Source organism: Variovorax sp. J22R115 (genome assembly GCF_030317005.1).
Classification (GTDB): domain Bacteria; phylum Pseudomonadota; class Gammaproteobacteria; order Burkholderiales; family Burkholderiaceae_C; genus Variovorax.
The window spans coordinates 90713-104875 of sequence record NZ_JASZYM010000005.1 but is presented as its reverse complement, the minus strand read 5'-3'; the positions used below and the strand labels follow the sequence as shown (position 1 = coordinate 104875).

The following is a 14163-nucleotide window of genomic DNA, read 5'->3' as shown; positions in this document are numbered from 1 at the left end:
GAGCCTAGCAGCGGGCCTTCACCGCACGGTGGGCACTGTCCGTCAGGCGCTGTAGGCGCTTTTCCCACGCTGAATTGGCATTCCGGGAAACGAAAACTAAGATGCTCGATTCAGCGAGCGCCTGATGGGAAAGGATGTGGACTCATGGACGGACCTGCTTCGGACACCCTCTTCGCCGGCTCCATCCCCGAGCTCTACGACACCTGCCTCGTTCCGCTGATCTTCGAGCCCTATGCCGAGGATCTCGCGAAACGCGCGGTTGCGCTCGAACCCTCACGCGTGCTGGAGACAGCGGCCGGCACCGGCGTTGTCACGCGCGCGCTGGCCAGTGCCTTGCCCGCCCAAGTGGAACTGGTGGCGACCGACCTGAACCAGCCCATGCTCGATCGCGCCGCAGCCGTTGGTACACAGCGCCCGGTGAGCTGGCAGCAGGCCGACGCCTTGCAATTGCCCTTTGCGGACGCGAGCTTCGACCTCGTGGTCTGCCAGTTCGGCGTGATGTTCTTCCCGGACAAGGTGCGTGCCTTTTCGGAGGCCCGTCGCGTGCTCCGGCCCGGCGGCACGCTGTTGTTCAACGTCTGGGATTGCATCGAGGAGAACCAGTTTGCCGATGTAGTCACGCAGGCGCTCGCGACGCTGTTTCCCGACGACCCGCCTCTTTTCATGGCGCGCACGCCTCACGGCTATTTCGACCGGATCGCGATCTCGCGCGACCTCGCGGGCGCAGGGTTCGGCGCCCTGCCCGGCTTCGAAACGAGAGCGGCGCGAAGCCGCGCACCGTCGGCGCAGGACGTCGCCATCGCCTATTGCCAGGGAACACCCCTGCGCAACGAGATCAAGGCTCGCGCCGGCACGGATCTGGCCACCGCCACATCGGCATGCGCAGCGGCCATCGCCGATCGTTTCGGCGCCGGACCGGTCGACGGAAAAATCCAGGCGCACATCATCACGGTCGCGTACTGACAGGCGCCTTCGCGAGAAGTTGCTCCAGCATGCGGCGTGCATTCAACGGCAGCGCTTCGACTTCCCGCACACACGCCAGCAGGTAGCGTGCGGCCCACGCCTCCGCGATGGGAATGCGGCGGAGGTGCATCAAGGAAGGCGACCGGTCTGCCGCCGCCTGCGGCACGATGCCGACACCGATGCCCTGCTCGACCATGCGACACACGGCTTCGAAGCTGCGCACGCGCACACGATAGTTGAGCCTCTTTCCCAGCCGCCTCGCATGGAGCGCGACATGCTCCTGCAGCGGGCTTCCCTCCGCCAGCCCGACGAACCGGCAATCGACCACTTCCGCCAGTGCGACCCTTCGCCTGCGTGCCAGCGCATGGCCGCGCGGCACGATGAACACCAGATCGTCGCGACGAAAGACAAAGTTCTGAAGGCCCTCGACGTCGACCGCATCCGAAACGATGCCGATGTCGCACAGCCCCGCGCGGACCGCATCGACGATGTCCGTGCTGCCCTGCTCCTCCAAGTCCACCGACACGCGCGGATGCTGTGCAAGAAAAGCACCGAGCGCCTCGGGCAGATGTTCCGTCATCGCCGAGGTGTTGCACAGAAGCCGGACGTGGCCCTGCAGGCCGCCACCGTACTCGCCCAGTTCGCCACGCAAGCGCTCCATCTGCTGCAGCACGAGCCGCGCGTGGTGGACCAGCGTGTGCCCGGCCTCGGTCGGCTGCACGCCCTGCCTGGAGCGCAGCAACAGCGGCGTGCCGAGGTCACGCTCCATGGCGAGCACGCGCTGGCTGGCCGATGCCAGGGTCATGTGCGTCTGCGCGGCGCCGCCGGTGATGGTGCCGGCATCGACGATGTTCACGAACAGCCGCAGGTCGGTGAGGTCGAATCGCATGGCGACGAAGGTAGCACGCCATCCTCAGGCTGGGGCTGAGGCAAGGTGCGTGAGTTCCGCATTTTCGGAAGCGGAGCTTTTCGCGAAACTGTCGCATGTCGAATACGGATCTCATCGCTTTCTCCGACCAAGGCATGGCAGTCTGGGCCTTGGTCGCCGCAGTGTTCACGCTCGCGGGCACCGTCAAGGGTGTCATCGGCCTGGGGCTTCCCACGCTGTCGATGGCGCTGCTGGCCGTGTGGATGCCGCCTGCCGCTGCGGCGGCACTGCTGATCGTGCCTTCCCTCGTGACGAACGTCTGGCAATTGCAGCCCTGGGCCACGCTGCGGCGAATCACGCGCCGCCTCGGCGGCATGCAAGCCGGCATCGTCGCCGGCACGCTCATGGGGGCATGGTGCTTTGGCGCGCCCGCAGGCGCCGGCGCGACGGTCGCGTTGGGCGCTTCCCTGATCTGCTATGCGGCCTGGGGGCTGCTGGCGCGGCCCCTGACGCTCCCGACGCAACATGAACGGTGGCTCGGCCCGCTCGCAGGGATCCTGACCGGTGTCATCACCGCAGTGACCGGCGTCTTCGTACTGCCCGCGGTCGTGTACCTGCAGTCGCTGGTGCTGTCGCGCGATGAACTGATCCAGGCGATGGGACTTTCATTCACCACCTCTACCGTCGCCTTGGGCATCGCCCTGGCCGGACAGGACAGCTACTCGACACCCCTGCTCGGCGCTTCGCTCGTCATGCTGGTCCCCGCGATCGCGGGCATGGCGCTCGGCCAGTGGGTGCGCTTGCGGCTTCCGGTGCCCGTCTTCAAGCGCTGTTTCTTTGCCGGCCTGGCGCTGCTGGGCGTCTACATGGTCCTGCGCGAACTCCTTCGCTGAAGCGAAAGCGCCCTCACTGCTCGTTGCGTTGATCCCGCTCCGGGCTCGCCGCCGAGGCGTCGGCTGATTCAAGGTAGAGCACCGGATCGACTGCGTTGCCATTCTTTCGCAACTCGAAATGCAGCTTGACGCGGCTGGCCTCCGTGTCGCCCATGCGGGCAATCATCTGGCCTCGCTTGACGGACTGCCCTTCCTTCACCAGCAGTTGGCTGTTGTGTGCGTAGGCGGTGACATAGGCCGCGTCGTGCTTGATCATGATCAGTTGTCCATAGCCGCGAGGCCCGATGGCCGAGTAGACAACCTTGCCGTCCCGGGCAGCGTGTACGGGATCGCCCTTCGATCCTGCGAAGTCCACGCCCTTGTTGCCGCGTCCGTCGAAGCGCGCAACGACCGCGCCGCTCACGGGCCGCAGGAAGTTCCGGTCCGCCTTTGCCACCGCTGCCGGCTGGGGGTCTGCGGGCTTGGCACGGGAGGCGCTCTTCGCGGCTTTTTTCGATGTCGAAGGCTTGGTGTTCATCTTCGGTTCAGCCGGCGAGTCCATCTTCGATGAAGTCGGCGACGACGCCTTGGAGGAGGTGGACGACGCCGGAGCTGGCTTGGTGGCGCAACCGACAAGCGCGATGGTCCATGCGCAGCAAGCGAGGCCGAGTGCGAGGCGGCGGAAAAAGTGCGAACCGGATGGCTGTCGATAAAAAGACATGCCCCCGACTGTAGGCGGTCGCGCGGCCGGTCGGCCTCAAGTCAGCAAGTCATTCGTAAGCTTCTTCACGTTGCCGTCGGCCATTTCTGACGAGATTGGTCGTGGCTCGACGACGGCGGTCAACGAAAGCGCATTGCCAGAATGGTTGTTGGATCTGGCGAGTCACGTCGGCGCGCTTGCGTACCAGGGGTCACCGAATCCGTCACTTGAAGGTTGAAGGCTGCATAGATGGCACACAGCGCGCCCACCCAGATTGCGATCGAGCCCTCGACGATGACCGAGCTTCCAAGGAAGCCCAGGGTGAGCGTGGCCATCATCTGCTTCAACTACGGCCGCTTTCTTGGCGAATGCCTGGACAGTTGCCTCGCGCAGACAGTCTGCGCCGACGAGATCGTCGTCGTGAACGACGGCTCGACGGACGACTCGGCCGACGTGCTCGAGGACTACGCATCTCGCTTTCCGACCATTCGGGCGATCCATCAGCCCAACGGCGGTATCTGCGCAGCCACGAATACCGCCCTGGCTGCATGCTCCGGCGACGTGGTGGTCCTGCTCGACGCGGACGACGTCATGGCGCGCCAGCGTATCGAAATGGTGCTGGCCGCACTCCGCAGGCCCTTGGATGGGCATCACCCGGGCTGGGTTCACCATCTGATGATGCGGTTCTCGGACACGCACCCCAATCTGGGACTGGCGCCCTACTATCCCGGCGGCAAGGGTCCCGAAGGCTGGCTTGCGACCGAGGCGCTGAATGCGGCGTCGAGTCCGGTACTGTCGCTGACTTCCGCGCTGGCATTCCGCAGGGAAGTGCTGGACGCCATCGGCCCCCTGGACAGCGACCGGATGATGTACCAGGACTTGCAGCTCTGCACCGCCGCGACCTTCCTCAGCGCAGCCGCGTGGATCCCCGAACCGCTGACGCGCTACCGCGTGCACGGCGGCTCGGCCACAGCGGATGCCATGGTGTCGCTCGATCAGATCAAGGCCACGCGAAGCCGGGCCGGCCGCTTCGATCGGTGGCTGCGCGCGGAGCTCGAGAAGATCAGCCCCGGTGCGGCGTCGCTGTGGCGGCCGCTCGACGACCAGGGCGGCTATCTCTGGCTGACTTTTCTCGAACGCTGGCTGTCGGGGGCGGGAAAGGATCTCCAGTTGCTGATGAAGGTCCTGAAGCACCCGGACACCCGCAATGCGCCACGGCAACACCGCGTCTACTACTACGGCAGCGTGGTCCTTCCGCGCGCGTGGTTCGTCTCGTATTCGCGGCTGATCTTCGGCAGCAACCCCCTGAAGACCAGGCTGAGACGACTGCTGGGACGGGGTTGACTGGCCCTCGATCCGGTTCCGCCCTACTCGTACTTCCGGCCCGTCCGCATCAGCTCCGGCGTGCCGATGACTTCATTCAGCGCGTCGAAGTCGAGCATCTGCGAGCGCCACGGTTGCGTGGTGCGGTGTCGGTGCAGACTCTCGTAGTAGCCCTTGAGCGTGTGCACCACTGCGCGCGCCGTGCCGCCGGGGAAGATGGCGATGCGAAACCCGTGGCCTTGCAGGGCATCCGCATCCTGGATCGGCGTCTTGCCGCCTTCGACCATGTTGGCCAGCAACGGTACGCGGTGTGCGAAGCGGCGGCACGCCGCATCCATCTGCTCGGGGGACCGGAGGGCTTCGATGAAGAGCGCGTCCACGCCACAGTTCAGGTAGGCCTCGGCACGGTCCAACGCGGCATCCAGCCCTTCGACCGCGACGGCGTCGGTGCGCGCGAGGATCAATGTCTGGCTCGACACGCGCGCGTCCAGCGCGGCCTTGAGCTTGCCGACCATCTCGCGCTCAGGCACCACTGCCTTGCCGTCGAGATGGCCGCAGCGCTTGGGAAAGGTCTGGTCCTCGATCTGCACCATGGCCGCGCCCGCGCGCTCGAAGCCGCGCACCGTGCGCTGGGTGTTCAGCGCGTTGCCGAAGCCGGTATCGGCGTCGACGATCACCGGCAGGCTCACGCGTTCAGTGATGCGCGCGAGGGTGTCGGCCACTTCGGTGAAGGTGGTGAGGCCGATGTCCGACCGGCCCAGTCGCGTGTACGCGATCGACGCGCCCGAGAGATACAACGCCTCGAACCCGGCCTGTTCCGCCACCAGCGCACTAAGCGCGTCGTATACGCCCGGCGCCAGCACGATGTTGGTCGACGACAGGCGCGTCTTGAAGGTCTCATTTGGCATGCGGTGCTTTCATCGGATGGATCAGTGCGGCCGCCGTGCGCGCCGCGATGTAGCCGCCGGCCACCGCGCTCAAAAGGCCGTTGCCTGAGAGGTAGCCCCACACGGCATCGCCCGAGACGCCGCCCGCCGCTCCACCGGCTGCGAGCAGGTTGGCGAAGGGTTTGCCGTCCTCGCGCAGGACGCGCATGTCGGAGGTCGTGTCGAGCCCGCCCTGCGTATGGAACAGCGCGCCTGTGACTTTGACGGCGAAGTACGGTGCGTCCAGTCCGCGAGCGAACGCGCGGCCGTCCGGCTGCGGAGCACGGTCGCGCAACCCGTCGAGCGTTCGGCGCAACTCGACCTCCTCGCAACCGATGCACGCGGCGAGTTCAGGCACCGTTTCGCACCGCCGAAGCGCGCCGGCCGCCTCCGCCTCGCAGAAATCAGGAAAGCCGCGGGCGAGCGCGAGCAGCGGCGCATCGAACACGTTCCACGCGATGCCGCCGGGTTGCGCCAGCACTTGCACTGCCGCTTCGGAATAGCCCTGGGTCTCATCGTGAAAGCGCCGCCCATCGCGGTTGATCTGCACGCCGCCTTCCATCATCACGGCCCAGGACATCAACGCCCCCTGCGGCGTCACCCACGAGCCGTGCCCCTGATAGCCGCCCAGGTCGCGCAGGCGCGCGCCCAGCGCCTCGCCCCACAGGATGGCGCTGCCGTCGTTGCCGACGTGGCCGCCGAAGGCGGCGTGCGCCATGTCGGGCAACAGCGCTCGCACCATCGCGGCGTTGCCGCCGAAGCCGTTGCAGGCCAGCAGCAGCGCATCGCACTCCAGCGTCTCGCGGTGGCCGTCGGGTCGCTGGTAGTCGATGCCGATCACGCGGTCTTCGTTGTCGAGCACCAGCGTGTCGACCACCGCCTGGGTCAGCACCGGGATGCCGGCGGCCTCCACGGCCGCCTGAAGGCTTGCCATCAGCGCGGCACCTGTCTTCGGCGCCAGCGTGTGCATGCGATGAACGCTGTGACCCGGGTAGAGAAAGCCGTCGAGAAGAATCCATTCCAGCCCGTGCCGCGCCTGCAGCGCATCGAGGGCGGGACCGATCGATGCGGCATACGCCGCTGCCAATGCCGGCGGCGCCCGCCCGTGCGCCTTGGTCTGGATGTCGGCCGCGAAGCGCGCTGGACTGTCGTCGGTCACGCCATGGGCATGCTGCGCGCGGGTGCCCGGCGCGGGAATGAAGCCTGACGACAGCGCGGTCGAACCGCTCGGCACGGCATCGCGCTCGAGCACCACGCACTCGACGCCGGCGTCGGTCAGCATCAATGCGGCCGTGAGTCCGCACGCGCCGCCGCCAACGATCGCGACTCCAACGTGCACTTCGGCGTCGACGTGCGATGCACGACGAATGCCGCGCTGCAGTCCATTCGCCTTGAGGGCCATGGTTTTCGTCATGCCAGCGTCTCGATGAATGCCGCGCAATCCGTGACCTCGGCCACGCTGCGCATATCGGCCAGCGAGGTCCGATGCCGCTCCTCGCCGAAGGCCGCACAGCCGTCGGCCAGCACCAGCGTGCGGTAGTCGCGCATGTGCGCATCGCGCACGGTGCTGGCGACGCCGCCATTGGTGACGATGCCGCACACGGCCACCGTGTCGATGCCGGCGCGCCGCAGCACCCAGTCCAGCTGCGTGTTGAAGAAGGCCGAATACGCAACCTTGCTGACCGTCATGTCGATCAGGCCCGCCAGTTCATCGACGTTCGCCTGGCCCCAGCTGCCGGGCGCAAAGTCGCCCTTTGCCAGGTAAGGCCGCAGCGCCTTGAGATGCGGCGAGACCATCGGCTCGCCCGCCGCGTCCGGCCATAGCGTGAACTGGCTCGCGACGACCATGCCGCCGGCGCGCTTCAGTGCCCGCGCCACCGTGGCGACGCGGGGCGGCAACAGAAGCGCGGGCGGATTGCTGTCGCCGCCGCGGGCATAGGCGCCGTCGGGATGGAGAAAGTCGTTCTGCAGGTCGATGATGACCAGCGCCGTCCTGGGGCCCGCAGTCTGTGCGTTGTCGCTCATGACAGCCTCACCAGCAAGTTGCCGTGGCCATCGACTTCGGCGCGAAAGCCGGGCTCCAGCCACACGGTGGTATCGGCCTGTTCGAGGATGGCGGGACCGTCGATGCGCGCCGCCACGGGAAGATCGAGACGCGCGTAGCGCACCGCTTCGTGCCACTGTCCATCGTGAAACACGCGTTGCGTGCCGAGCGGCTCGATGCTGCCGGCGCCTGCCGGCGCAAGCACGGCCAGGTCGAACTTCGGCCGCACGCCGATGCGCGCATAGCGCAGGTTCATCACCCGGATGGGGATGCCGTCGAGCACCCTTCCGAAAGCGGCTGTGTAGCTGGCCTCGAACGCGCCGCGGATGGAACCGCCGGTCAGCGGGGCGTTGCGCGCATCGGGCAGCAACACGGGCAAGGTGTGTGTCTGGCCCGCATAGAGCATGTCGAGCGCGACGACTTCTCGCACCTCGTCGAAGCGCACGCCCGACGAATCCAGGCGCTGCTGGCAACTCGCGGCGAGGTCGTCGATGCGCCGTTGCAGGTCGCGCACGTAGAGATCGGCCAGCGGCCGGTTGATGGTCTGCACCGCGTCGTGGCGCATGTCGGCGATCACGCAGCCCAGCGCCGAAGTCACGCCCGGATAGCGCGGGACGATGCCCGTGGCCACGCCGACCTCCCGCATCATCGCGCAGACATGCAGCGCCCCGCCGCCGCCGAAGGGCATGTAGGCGAAGCGGCGCGGATCGTGGCCGCGTTCGATCGACACGAGGCGGATGGCACCCGCCATGCGTGCGTTGGCCACCGTCAGGATGGCCTCCGCGGCGGCATGCACGTCCAGGCCGAGCGGCCGCGCTACGTGTTCCTCGATGGCCTGGCGCGATTTCTCGGCATCCAGCGCTGCCAGCAGCCCACCGCCCAGGGGTCGGTCGGCGGCGATGCGACCGAGCAGCACGTTCGCATCCGTGACCGTGGGCCGCATGTTGCCGTGCCCGTAACAGGCTGGCCCCGGCACGCTGCCGGCCGATTCGGGCCCGACCTGCAGCATGCCGCTCGCATCCACCGAGGCAATCGAGCCACCGCCGGCGCCGATGGTCTCGATCTGGATCATCGGCGAGCGGATCACCATGCCGAACTCGATCGCGGTCTGCGCGGCCAGCGCGGCATCGCCGTTCGCGACCAGCGACACGTCGAAGGAGGTGCCGCCCATGTCGCCCGTGATCGCGTTGGGAAAGCCCGCCGCACGCGCAATGGCTGCGCAGGCGATCACGCCCGCCGCCGGGCCGGAGAGCGCCGTGCGCACCGGCAGGTCGCTGGCGGTCTGGCGCGACATCACGCCGCCGTTGCTCTGCACCACCAGCAGTTCGCCAGCGAAGCCCTGCCCGCGCAGATCCGATTCCAGGCGATGGAGATAGCCGCCCACCACCGGCTGGAGCGCCGCGTTGAGCGTGGCCGTCGAGCAGCGCTCGAACTCGCGGATCTCGGGCAGCACCTCGCTCGCGGAGGTGACGTGCGGGTTGGGCCAGATCTCGCGCACGGCGGCGACGGCGAGCCGCTCGTTCTCGTCATTGGCGTAGGTGTTGATGAAGAACACACACACCGCCTCGCAGCCCTCGGCCAGCAGAGCGCGCGTTTCGGCGCGCACCTGGTCGAGATCCACCGGCGTGTGCAGCGTGCCATCGGCCAGCACGCGCTCGTCCACCTCGCGGCGCAGATCGCGCGACACGACCGGAACGAAGCTGCCGCGCAGGCCCCAGGTCTGCGGGCGGTCGCGGCGGCGCATCTCCAGCACGTCGCGGAAACCGCGCGTGGTGATGATGCCGGTGCGCGCCACCTTGCGCTCCAGCAGCGCGTTGGTGCCGACCGTGGTGCCGTGCACGATGGTCGCGATCGCCGCAGCCGAGTCCGCCACGCGCGCCACGCCGTTCATGAAGCCGCGCGCTTCCTCGCCGCGCGTGGAAGGGACCTTGACGATGCGCGCCGTACCGCTCGCCTCGTCGAGCACGAAGAGGTCGGTGAAGGTGCCGCCGACGTCGACGCCAACGACCAGGGATTTGCCGATGGATGTCATGCGGACGCTTTCTTCTTTGGGTCGATGCCGGCCGTCACGTAGCCCATGGCACGGTCCTGCTCCCGCTGTCGGGGCTGGCGCTCGGCGGCGCTGCCCCAGCCGCCCCCGCCGGGGGTTTCGAGACGCACACGCTCGCCGCGCACAAGCTGGATGCCACGCATCTTCGAGACCATCGGCGGCATATGCCAGGCGCCTTCGTTCTCGTAGCGGAAGACGTTGACAGCGCCCGGCCCGCCACCGGCAATGCCCTTGGGCGGCGAGGTGCCGCGCTCGCCGAAGACGAACACTTCAGCATCCTTCTCCAGCAGTTCGATTTCATAGACCGCGCCGAGGCCGCCACGAAACTGCCCGTCGCCGCCCGAGTCGGCGCGCAGCGACCATTCGGTGAAGCGGACCGGGTACGCGGCCTCCAGGATTTCGAGCGGCGGGATCGTGGCGGTGGAAATCGGTGCATTGCCGTGCGAAAGCCCGTCCCCGCCCGAATGGCCGCCGTGGCCGCCGCCGAAGAAGCTGAACATCACCCACCGCTGGCCCTCACGGCCCTTGTCGCTGCGGTGGCCGGCGATCGACAGCGCATTGATGGTGCCGTAGGCCTGCGCGACGGCGCGCGTCGGGTCGGCCTTGGCAGCAGCGCTGAAGATCACGTCGATCATGCGCAGGATGGTCTCGGTGTAGCCGCCGACGGGGCGCGGGCGTTCGGCGCTGATCACGAGCCGGTCGGGGATCTCGAAGTCGACCGCGTCGAGTACGCCGGCATTGGCGGGCACATCGGGGAACAGGTGCTTGAGCGCGACGTAGCAGGCGGCGACGGCCGTGGCGCGCGAGATGTTCACCGGGCCCGCGCACTGCGGCGAGGTGCGCGAGAAATCCAGCAGCAAGCGGTCGCCCTCGACGGTCATGTCGAGCGCGATGGTCAACGGCTCGTTGGTGATGCCGTCGTTGTCGAGCACATCCTCGAAACTGTAGCGCCCATCCGGCAGGGACGCGATGTGCGATCGCATCAGCCGCAGCGCCCGGCTGCGCAGTTCGCCCAGCGCCTGCAGCACCAGGTCGTCGCCGTATTCGTCGAGCAAGCCGTGCAAGCGGCGGGCGCCGAGTTCGAGCGCGGCCAACTGGCCGTTGAGATCGCCCCAGAGGCTGTCCGGCAGTCGCGTGTTGGCCTGCAGGATCGCGAGCACGTCGGCGTCGAGCACGCCGTCGCGCACGATACGCACCGGCGGAATCTGTACGGCCTCTTGCCAGCATTCGGTGGCAGCGGGGTTGTAGTTGCCCGGCACCGCACCGCCGACGTCGTGCCAGTGCGCGGCCGACGCCATGTGGCAGTAAAGCTTGCCTTTGCGGAAGAAGGGCCGCACCAGCTTGAAGTCGTTGGCGTGCGTACCGCCGTCGTAGGCGTCGTTGCTGATCCAGATGTCGCCATCGCGCATGCCGCCGCGCGGCTCGGCGGCCTTCGCGGTCGCGCGCACCGCAAAGGCCATCGCGCCGACGAACACGGGCAGGCCGGACTTGCCCTGCACCAGGGTGTCGCCGCTCGCGGCGTCGTACAGGCCGTGGCAGGCATCGTGCGCCTCGGCAATGATGGGATTGAACGCGCTGCGGTAGAGCGTCGCGTCCATCTCGTCGGCCACCTGTTCGAGCCGGCCGCGCAGCACGGCCAGCGTGACGGGGTCGATCGCGGTCACGGGAGAAGGGTCAGACATCGGTGGGTTCCCTGCCAGCACGCTGGCGTAGCTGGTTCATCAGGCCGCCGGCGCGGACCATGTCCATGAGGAAGGCGGGCACCGGCTCGCAAGCCAGGCGCGTGCCATCGGGCGCGATCACCTCGGGCGAGGCTCGTTCGATGGCGATGCGATCGCCTTCGCGGAGCGTTTCGGCTTCCGGGCAGGTCAATAGCAGCAGGCCCAGATTGAACGCATTGCGGAAGTACAGCCCGCCAAAGGCCGGCGCGATGACGGCGGCGACGCCCAGCTTCACCAGCACAGCCGCCGCCTGCTCGCGCGAGGAACCGATGCCGAAGTTCGGCCCGGCCACGATCACATCGCCCGGACGCACCTCGCGCGCGAACTCGGGTCGGACCGCTTCGAGGCAGTGCTGCGCGATGCGATCGATGCCGTGCTTCATGGCATGGCCGGGCGCGAGCGCGTCGGTATCGATGTCCGGGCCGAGGCGCCAGACGCGGTGCATGGTCGTGGGCGTCATGCGAGCACCTCGCGCGGGTCGGTCACGCGGCCACGCAATGCCGCCGCGGCGACCGTGTAGGGCGATCCCAGATACACCTGCGCCGTCGCCGAGCCCATGCGGCCCTTGAAGTTGCGCGCGGTCGTCGAAATGACTGTGATGTCGTCGCCCATCGGGTCGCCATAGCCCGAGCAGGCGCCGCACGCCGTTGGAAAGAGTTCGGCCCCGGCGTCCACCAGCGCCTGGAGCACGCCCTCCTCGCGCGCCTGCTCCTGGTCGCGCAGGCTGGCCGGTGCGACGATCAGCCGCACGCCAGTGGCGACCTTGTGGCCGCGCAACACCTGGGCCGCGGCGCGCAGGTCCTCGAGCTTGGCGCCGGTGCACGCGCCGATGTAGGCGACGTCGACCCGCGTGCCGAGGTAGCGGCTCACGCCATGCGCGTTGGCCGGGCTGTGCGGTGCGGCGACGTGGGGCTCCAGCGTGGCCGCATCGAAAAGGTGATGGGTGAAGTCGGCATCGGCATCGGTGAACCAGGGCGCCGTGTCAACCTCGGGGACGCCGGCTTCCGCCAGGAACGCGGCCGTGGTGGCGTCGGGTGCGATCAGCCCGGCCTGCGCGCCCAGTTCGGCGCTCATGTTCGACAGCGTCATGCGCTCCTGCATCGACAGCGCCATCACGCCCGGACCGCAGAACTCCACCGCCTGGTAGCGACCGCCGTTCATGCCGAAGCGGCCGATCATGTGCAGCATCATGTCCTTGGCGGTCACTCCGGCGGGCAGCGCGCCGTCCCACCACATCCGGATCGTCTCGGGCACGCGCAGCCAGATCTCGCCGGTGACCATCACGCCCAGCATTTCGGTGCTGCCGATGCCGAACATGTAGGCGCCGAAAGCGCCGCCGGTCGGCGAATGCGAATCACCGCCCACGCACAGCATGCCCGGCCGGATATGGCCGTGCTGCGGCACCACCACGTGGCAGATGCCCTGGCTGTCGTAGACGTGCGGCAATTGCTGGTCGCGCGCCCAGTCGCGGGCGATGCGAACGATGCGGCGAGAGTCGTCGTCGCGCTCGGGCACGTAGTGGTCCATCACGAGTACCACGCGAGAGCGGTCCCAGATCTGCGCGCCCAGTTCCTCCAGCATCGGCTTCAGGCGCCGCGGACCCGACGAGTCATGGAACATCGCCATGTCGACCTCGCAGGTCACGATCTCCCCCACCGACACGCTGTCGCGCCCGCTCGCACGTGCGATCAGCTTCTGCGCCAGCGTCTGGGCCGAGGTGCGGACGGGGGCCATCGCGGTCATTCCGGCTTGGCTCCCGAGAACTTCACGACCTGCGCCCAGCGCTTGATCTCGCCCTGCACGAAGGCCGAGAACTCCTTCGGTGAATTGCCGACCGGGATGGCGCCCTCGGTTTCCAGCCGCCGCTGCATCTCTGGCTGCTTGATCGCCTGGCGCGCCGCATCGCTGATCTGGCGCGTCAGCTCCGGCGACATGCGGGCCGGACCGAACAGGCCGAACCACGCGCTCGACTCGTAGCCCGGCAACACCTCCGCGATGGCCTGCACGTCCGGGAACGCGGGCAGGCGCTTGGCCGTCGTCACGCCCAGCGCCTTCAACTTGCCGGCCTGGATATGGGCCTGCACGTTGCCGACGGCAGCGAACATGAGCTGCACCTGCCCTGCGAGCACGTCCTGCACCGCCGGGGCGGTGCCGCGATAGGGAATGTTCACGATGTTGACCCCCGACTGCATCTTGAACGCTTCGCCCGCCATGTGCAGCGACGAGCCCACGGACCCGATCGCGAAGTTGAGTTCTCCCGGCCTGGCCTTGGCGAGCGCGATCAGTTCGCGCAAGTTGCTGGCCGGCAGGGATGGATGCGCGACGAGGATCGACGGAGATGTCGCCACCGCGGTCAGTGCAGTGAAGTCCTTGACCGGATCGAAGGGCAGCGACGGGTAGAGCGTCGCATTGATGGCGTGGCTGGTGAAGCTCATCAGCAGCGTATTGCCATCGGGTGCGGCCTTGGCGACCGCATCGGCGGCAATGTTGCCACCCGCGCCGGGACGATTCTCGACGATGACCGTCCTGCCGAGGGTCGGCCCCATGCTGGCCGCGAGCGTGCGCGCCAGCGTGTCGGTGGAGCCGCCCGCCGGTGCGCCGACCAGGATGCGCACGGGCGCGTTGCCCATCTGCGCATGGGCCGCGCTGCCAAGCGCGGCGGCAATGGATGAAATGAGGATGTCTCTGCGTTTCAC

At 68.0% G+C, this 14163-nt stretch carries 14 protein-coding genes; 3 read left to right on the top strand and 11 right to left on the bottom strand.

The genetic code is table 11. The annotated features are described in order from the left end of the window. Positions 1–144 precede the first annotated feature (144 nt). Entirely contained in the window at positions 145–963 is an 819-nt protein-coding gene (locus QTI04_RS10310) for a class I SAM-dependent methyltransferase (protein WP_286615491.1), read from the top strand. On the opposite strand, the gene QTI04_RS10305 is transcribed toward QTI04_RS10310, so the two are convergent. Next, positions 947–1852, bottom strand: a complete 906-nt coding sequence (locus QTI04_RS10305) for a LysR family transcriptional regulator (protein ID WP_286615490.1) — start codon at positions 1850–1852, stop codon at positions 947–949. The genes QTI04_RS10310 and QTI04_RS10305 overlap by 17 nt on opposite strands. Before the next feature lie 134 nt (positions 1853–1986). Here QTI04_RS10305 and QTI04_RS10300 point away from each other — a divergent pair, with 134 nt between their 5' ends. Then, positions 1987–2724 carry a sulfite exporter TauE/SafE family protein gene (locus QTI04_RS10300; RefSeq protein WP_286615731.1) on the top strand — a complete coding sequence of 246 codons (738 nt, stop codon included), beginning with the start codon at positions 1987–1989 and terminating at the stop codon, positions 2722–2724. A 13-nt stretch (positions 2725–2737) separates the two neighbouring features. On the opposite strand, the gene QTI04_RS10295 is transcribed toward QTI04_RS10300, so the two are convergent. Both QTI04_RS10295 and QTI04_RS10290 read right to left on the bottom strand, forming a co-directional pair. Further along, on the bottom strand, positions 2738–3241 hold the full coding sequence (locus tag QTI04_RS10295) for a M23 family metallopeptidase (RefSeq protein WP_286615488.1): 504 nt from the start codon (positions 3239–3241) through the stop codon (positions 2738–2740). A gap of 302 nt (positions 3242–3543) precedes the next feature. Further along, positions 3544–3738, bottom strand: a complete 195-nt coding sequence (locus QTI04_RS10290) for a hypothetical protein (RefSeq protein ID WP_286615486.1) — start codon at positions 3736–3738, stop codon at positions 3544–3546. On the opposite strand from QTI04_RS10290, the gene QTI04_RS10285 reads away from it, so the two are divergent. Then, the gene (locus QTI04_RS10285) at positions 3725–4747 is read left to right on the top strand and encodes a glycosyltransferase family 2 protein (protein WP_286615485.1); all 1023 of its coding nucleotides are present in this window, start codon (positions 3725–3727) and stop codon (positions 4745–4747) included. The genes QTI04_RS10290 and QTI04_RS10285 overlap by 14 nt on opposite strands. Before the next feature lie 23 nt (positions 4748–4770). Here the strand turns inward: QTI04_RS10285 and QTI04_RS10280 are convergent, their stop codons facing one another. From QTI04_RS10280 to QTI04_RS10245, 8 genes are read right to left on the bottom strand one after another with little or no spacing between them, the layout of a single operon-like run. Further along, on the bottom strand, positions 4771–5634 hold the full coding sequence (locus tag QTI04_RS10280; protein WP_286615484.1) for an oxaloacetate decarboxylase: 864 nt from the start codon (positions 5632–5634) through the stop codon (positions 4771–4773). Beyond that, positions 5624–7066, bottom strand: coding sequence for an FAD-dependent oxidoreductase (locus QTI04_RS10275; protein ID WP_286615483.1), 1443 nt, complete (start codon positions 7064–7066; stop codon positions 5624–5626). The genes QTI04_RS10280 and QTI04_RS10275 overlap by 11 nt, the downstream gene beginning before the upstream one ends. Next, positions 7063–7677, bottom strand: coding sequence for a cysteine hydrolase family protein (locus QTI04_RS10270; protein ID WP_286615481.1), 615 nt, complete (start codon positions 7675–7677; stop codon positions 7063–7065). The genes QTI04_RS10275 and QTI04_RS10270 overlap by 4 nt, the downstream gene beginning before the upstream one ends. Further along, on the bottom strand, positions 7674–9728 hold the full coding sequence (locus QTI04_RS10265; protein ID WP_286615479.1) for a hydantoinase/oxoprolinase family protein: 2055 nt from the start codon (positions 9726–9728) through the stop codon (positions 7674–7676). Before QTI04_RS10265 ends, QTI04_RS10270 begins: the two co-directional genes overlap by 4 nt. Continuing rightward, on the bottom strand, positions 9725–11428 hold the full coding sequence (locus tag QTI04_RS10260) for a hydantoinase B/oxoprolinase family protein (protein WP_286615476.1): 1704 nt from the start codon (positions 11426–11428) through the stop codon (positions 9725–9727). The genes QTI04_RS10265 and QTI04_RS10260 overlap by 4 nt, the downstream gene beginning before the upstream one ends. After that, positions 11421–11927: a 3-isopropylmalate dehydratase gene (locus QTI04_RS10255; protein ID WP_286615475.1), complete on the bottom strand. Its 507-nt coding sequence runs from the start codon at positions 11925–11927 to the stop codon at positions 11421–11423. The genes QTI04_RS10260 and QTI04_RS10255 overlap by 8 nt, the downstream gene beginning before the upstream one ends. After that, entirely contained in the window at positions 11924–13210 is a 1287-nt protein-coding gene (locus tag QTI04_RS10250; protein ID WP_286615473.1) for a 3-isopropylmalate dehydratase large subunit, read from the bottom strand. Before QTI04_RS10250 ends, QTI04_RS10255 begins: the two co-directional genes overlap by 4 nt. Continuing rightward, positions 13207–14163: a tripartite tricarboxylate transporter substrate binding protein gene (locus QTI04_RS10245; protein WP_286615471.1), complete on the bottom strand. Its 957-nt coding sequence runs from the start codon at positions 14161–14163 to the stop codon at positions 13207–13209. Before QTI04_RS10245 ends, QTI04_RS10250 begins: the two co-directional genes overlap by 4 nt.

Excerpts from the sequence above, each read along its gene's own strand:
- QTI04_RS10310 (WP_286615491.1), top strand. The coding sequence starts at position 145 with ATGGACGGACCTGCTTCGGACACCCTCTTCGCCGGCTCCATCCCCGAG.
- QTI04_RS10305 (WP_286615490.1), bottom strand. The coding sequence starts at position 1,852 with ATGCGATTCGACCTCACCGACCTGCGGCTGTTCGTGAACATCGTCGAT.
- QTI04_RS10300 (WP_286615731.1), top strand. The coding sequence starts at position 1,987 with ATGGCAGTCTGGGCCTTGGTCGCCGCAGTGTTCACGCTCGCGGGCACC.
- QTI04_RS10295 (WP_286615488.1), bottom strand. The coding sequence starts at position 3,241 with ATGAACACCAAGCCTTCGACATCGAAAAAAGCCGCGAAGAGCGCCTCC.
- QTI04_RS10290 (WP_286615486.1), bottom strand. The coding sequence starts at position 3,738 with ATGGCCACGCTCACCCTGGGCTTCCTTGGAAGCTCGGTCATCGTCGAG.
- QTI04_RS10280 (WP_286615484.1), bottom strand. The coding sequence starts at position 5,634 with ATGCCAAATGAGACCTTCAAGACGCGCCTGTCGTCGACCAACATCGTG.
- QTI04_RS10275 (WP_286615483.1), bottom strand. The coding sequence starts at position 7,066 with ATGACGAAAACCATGGCCCTCAAGGCGAATGGACTGCAGCGCGGCATT.
- QTI04_RS10270 (WP_286615481.1), bottom strand. The coding sequence starts at position 7,677 with ATGAGCGACAACGCACAGACTGCGGGCCCCAGGACGGCGCTGGTCATC.
- QTI04_RS10265 (WP_286615479.1), bottom strand. The coding sequence starts at position 9,728 with ATGACATCCATCGGCAAATCCCTGGTCGTTGGCGTCGACGTCGGCGGC.
- QTI04_RS10260 (WP_286615476.1), bottom strand. The coding sequence starts at position 11,428 with ATGTCTGACCCTTCTCCCGTGACCGCGATCGACCCCGTCACGCTGGCC.
- QTI04_RS10255 (WP_286615475.1), bottom strand. The coding sequence starts at position 11,927 with ATGACGCCCACGACCATGCACCGCGTCTGGCGCCTCGGCCCGGACATC.
- QTI04_RS10250 (WP_286615473.1), bottom strand. The coding sequence starts at position 13,210 with ATGACCGCGATGGCCCCCGTCCGCACCTCGGCCCAGACGCTGGCGCAG.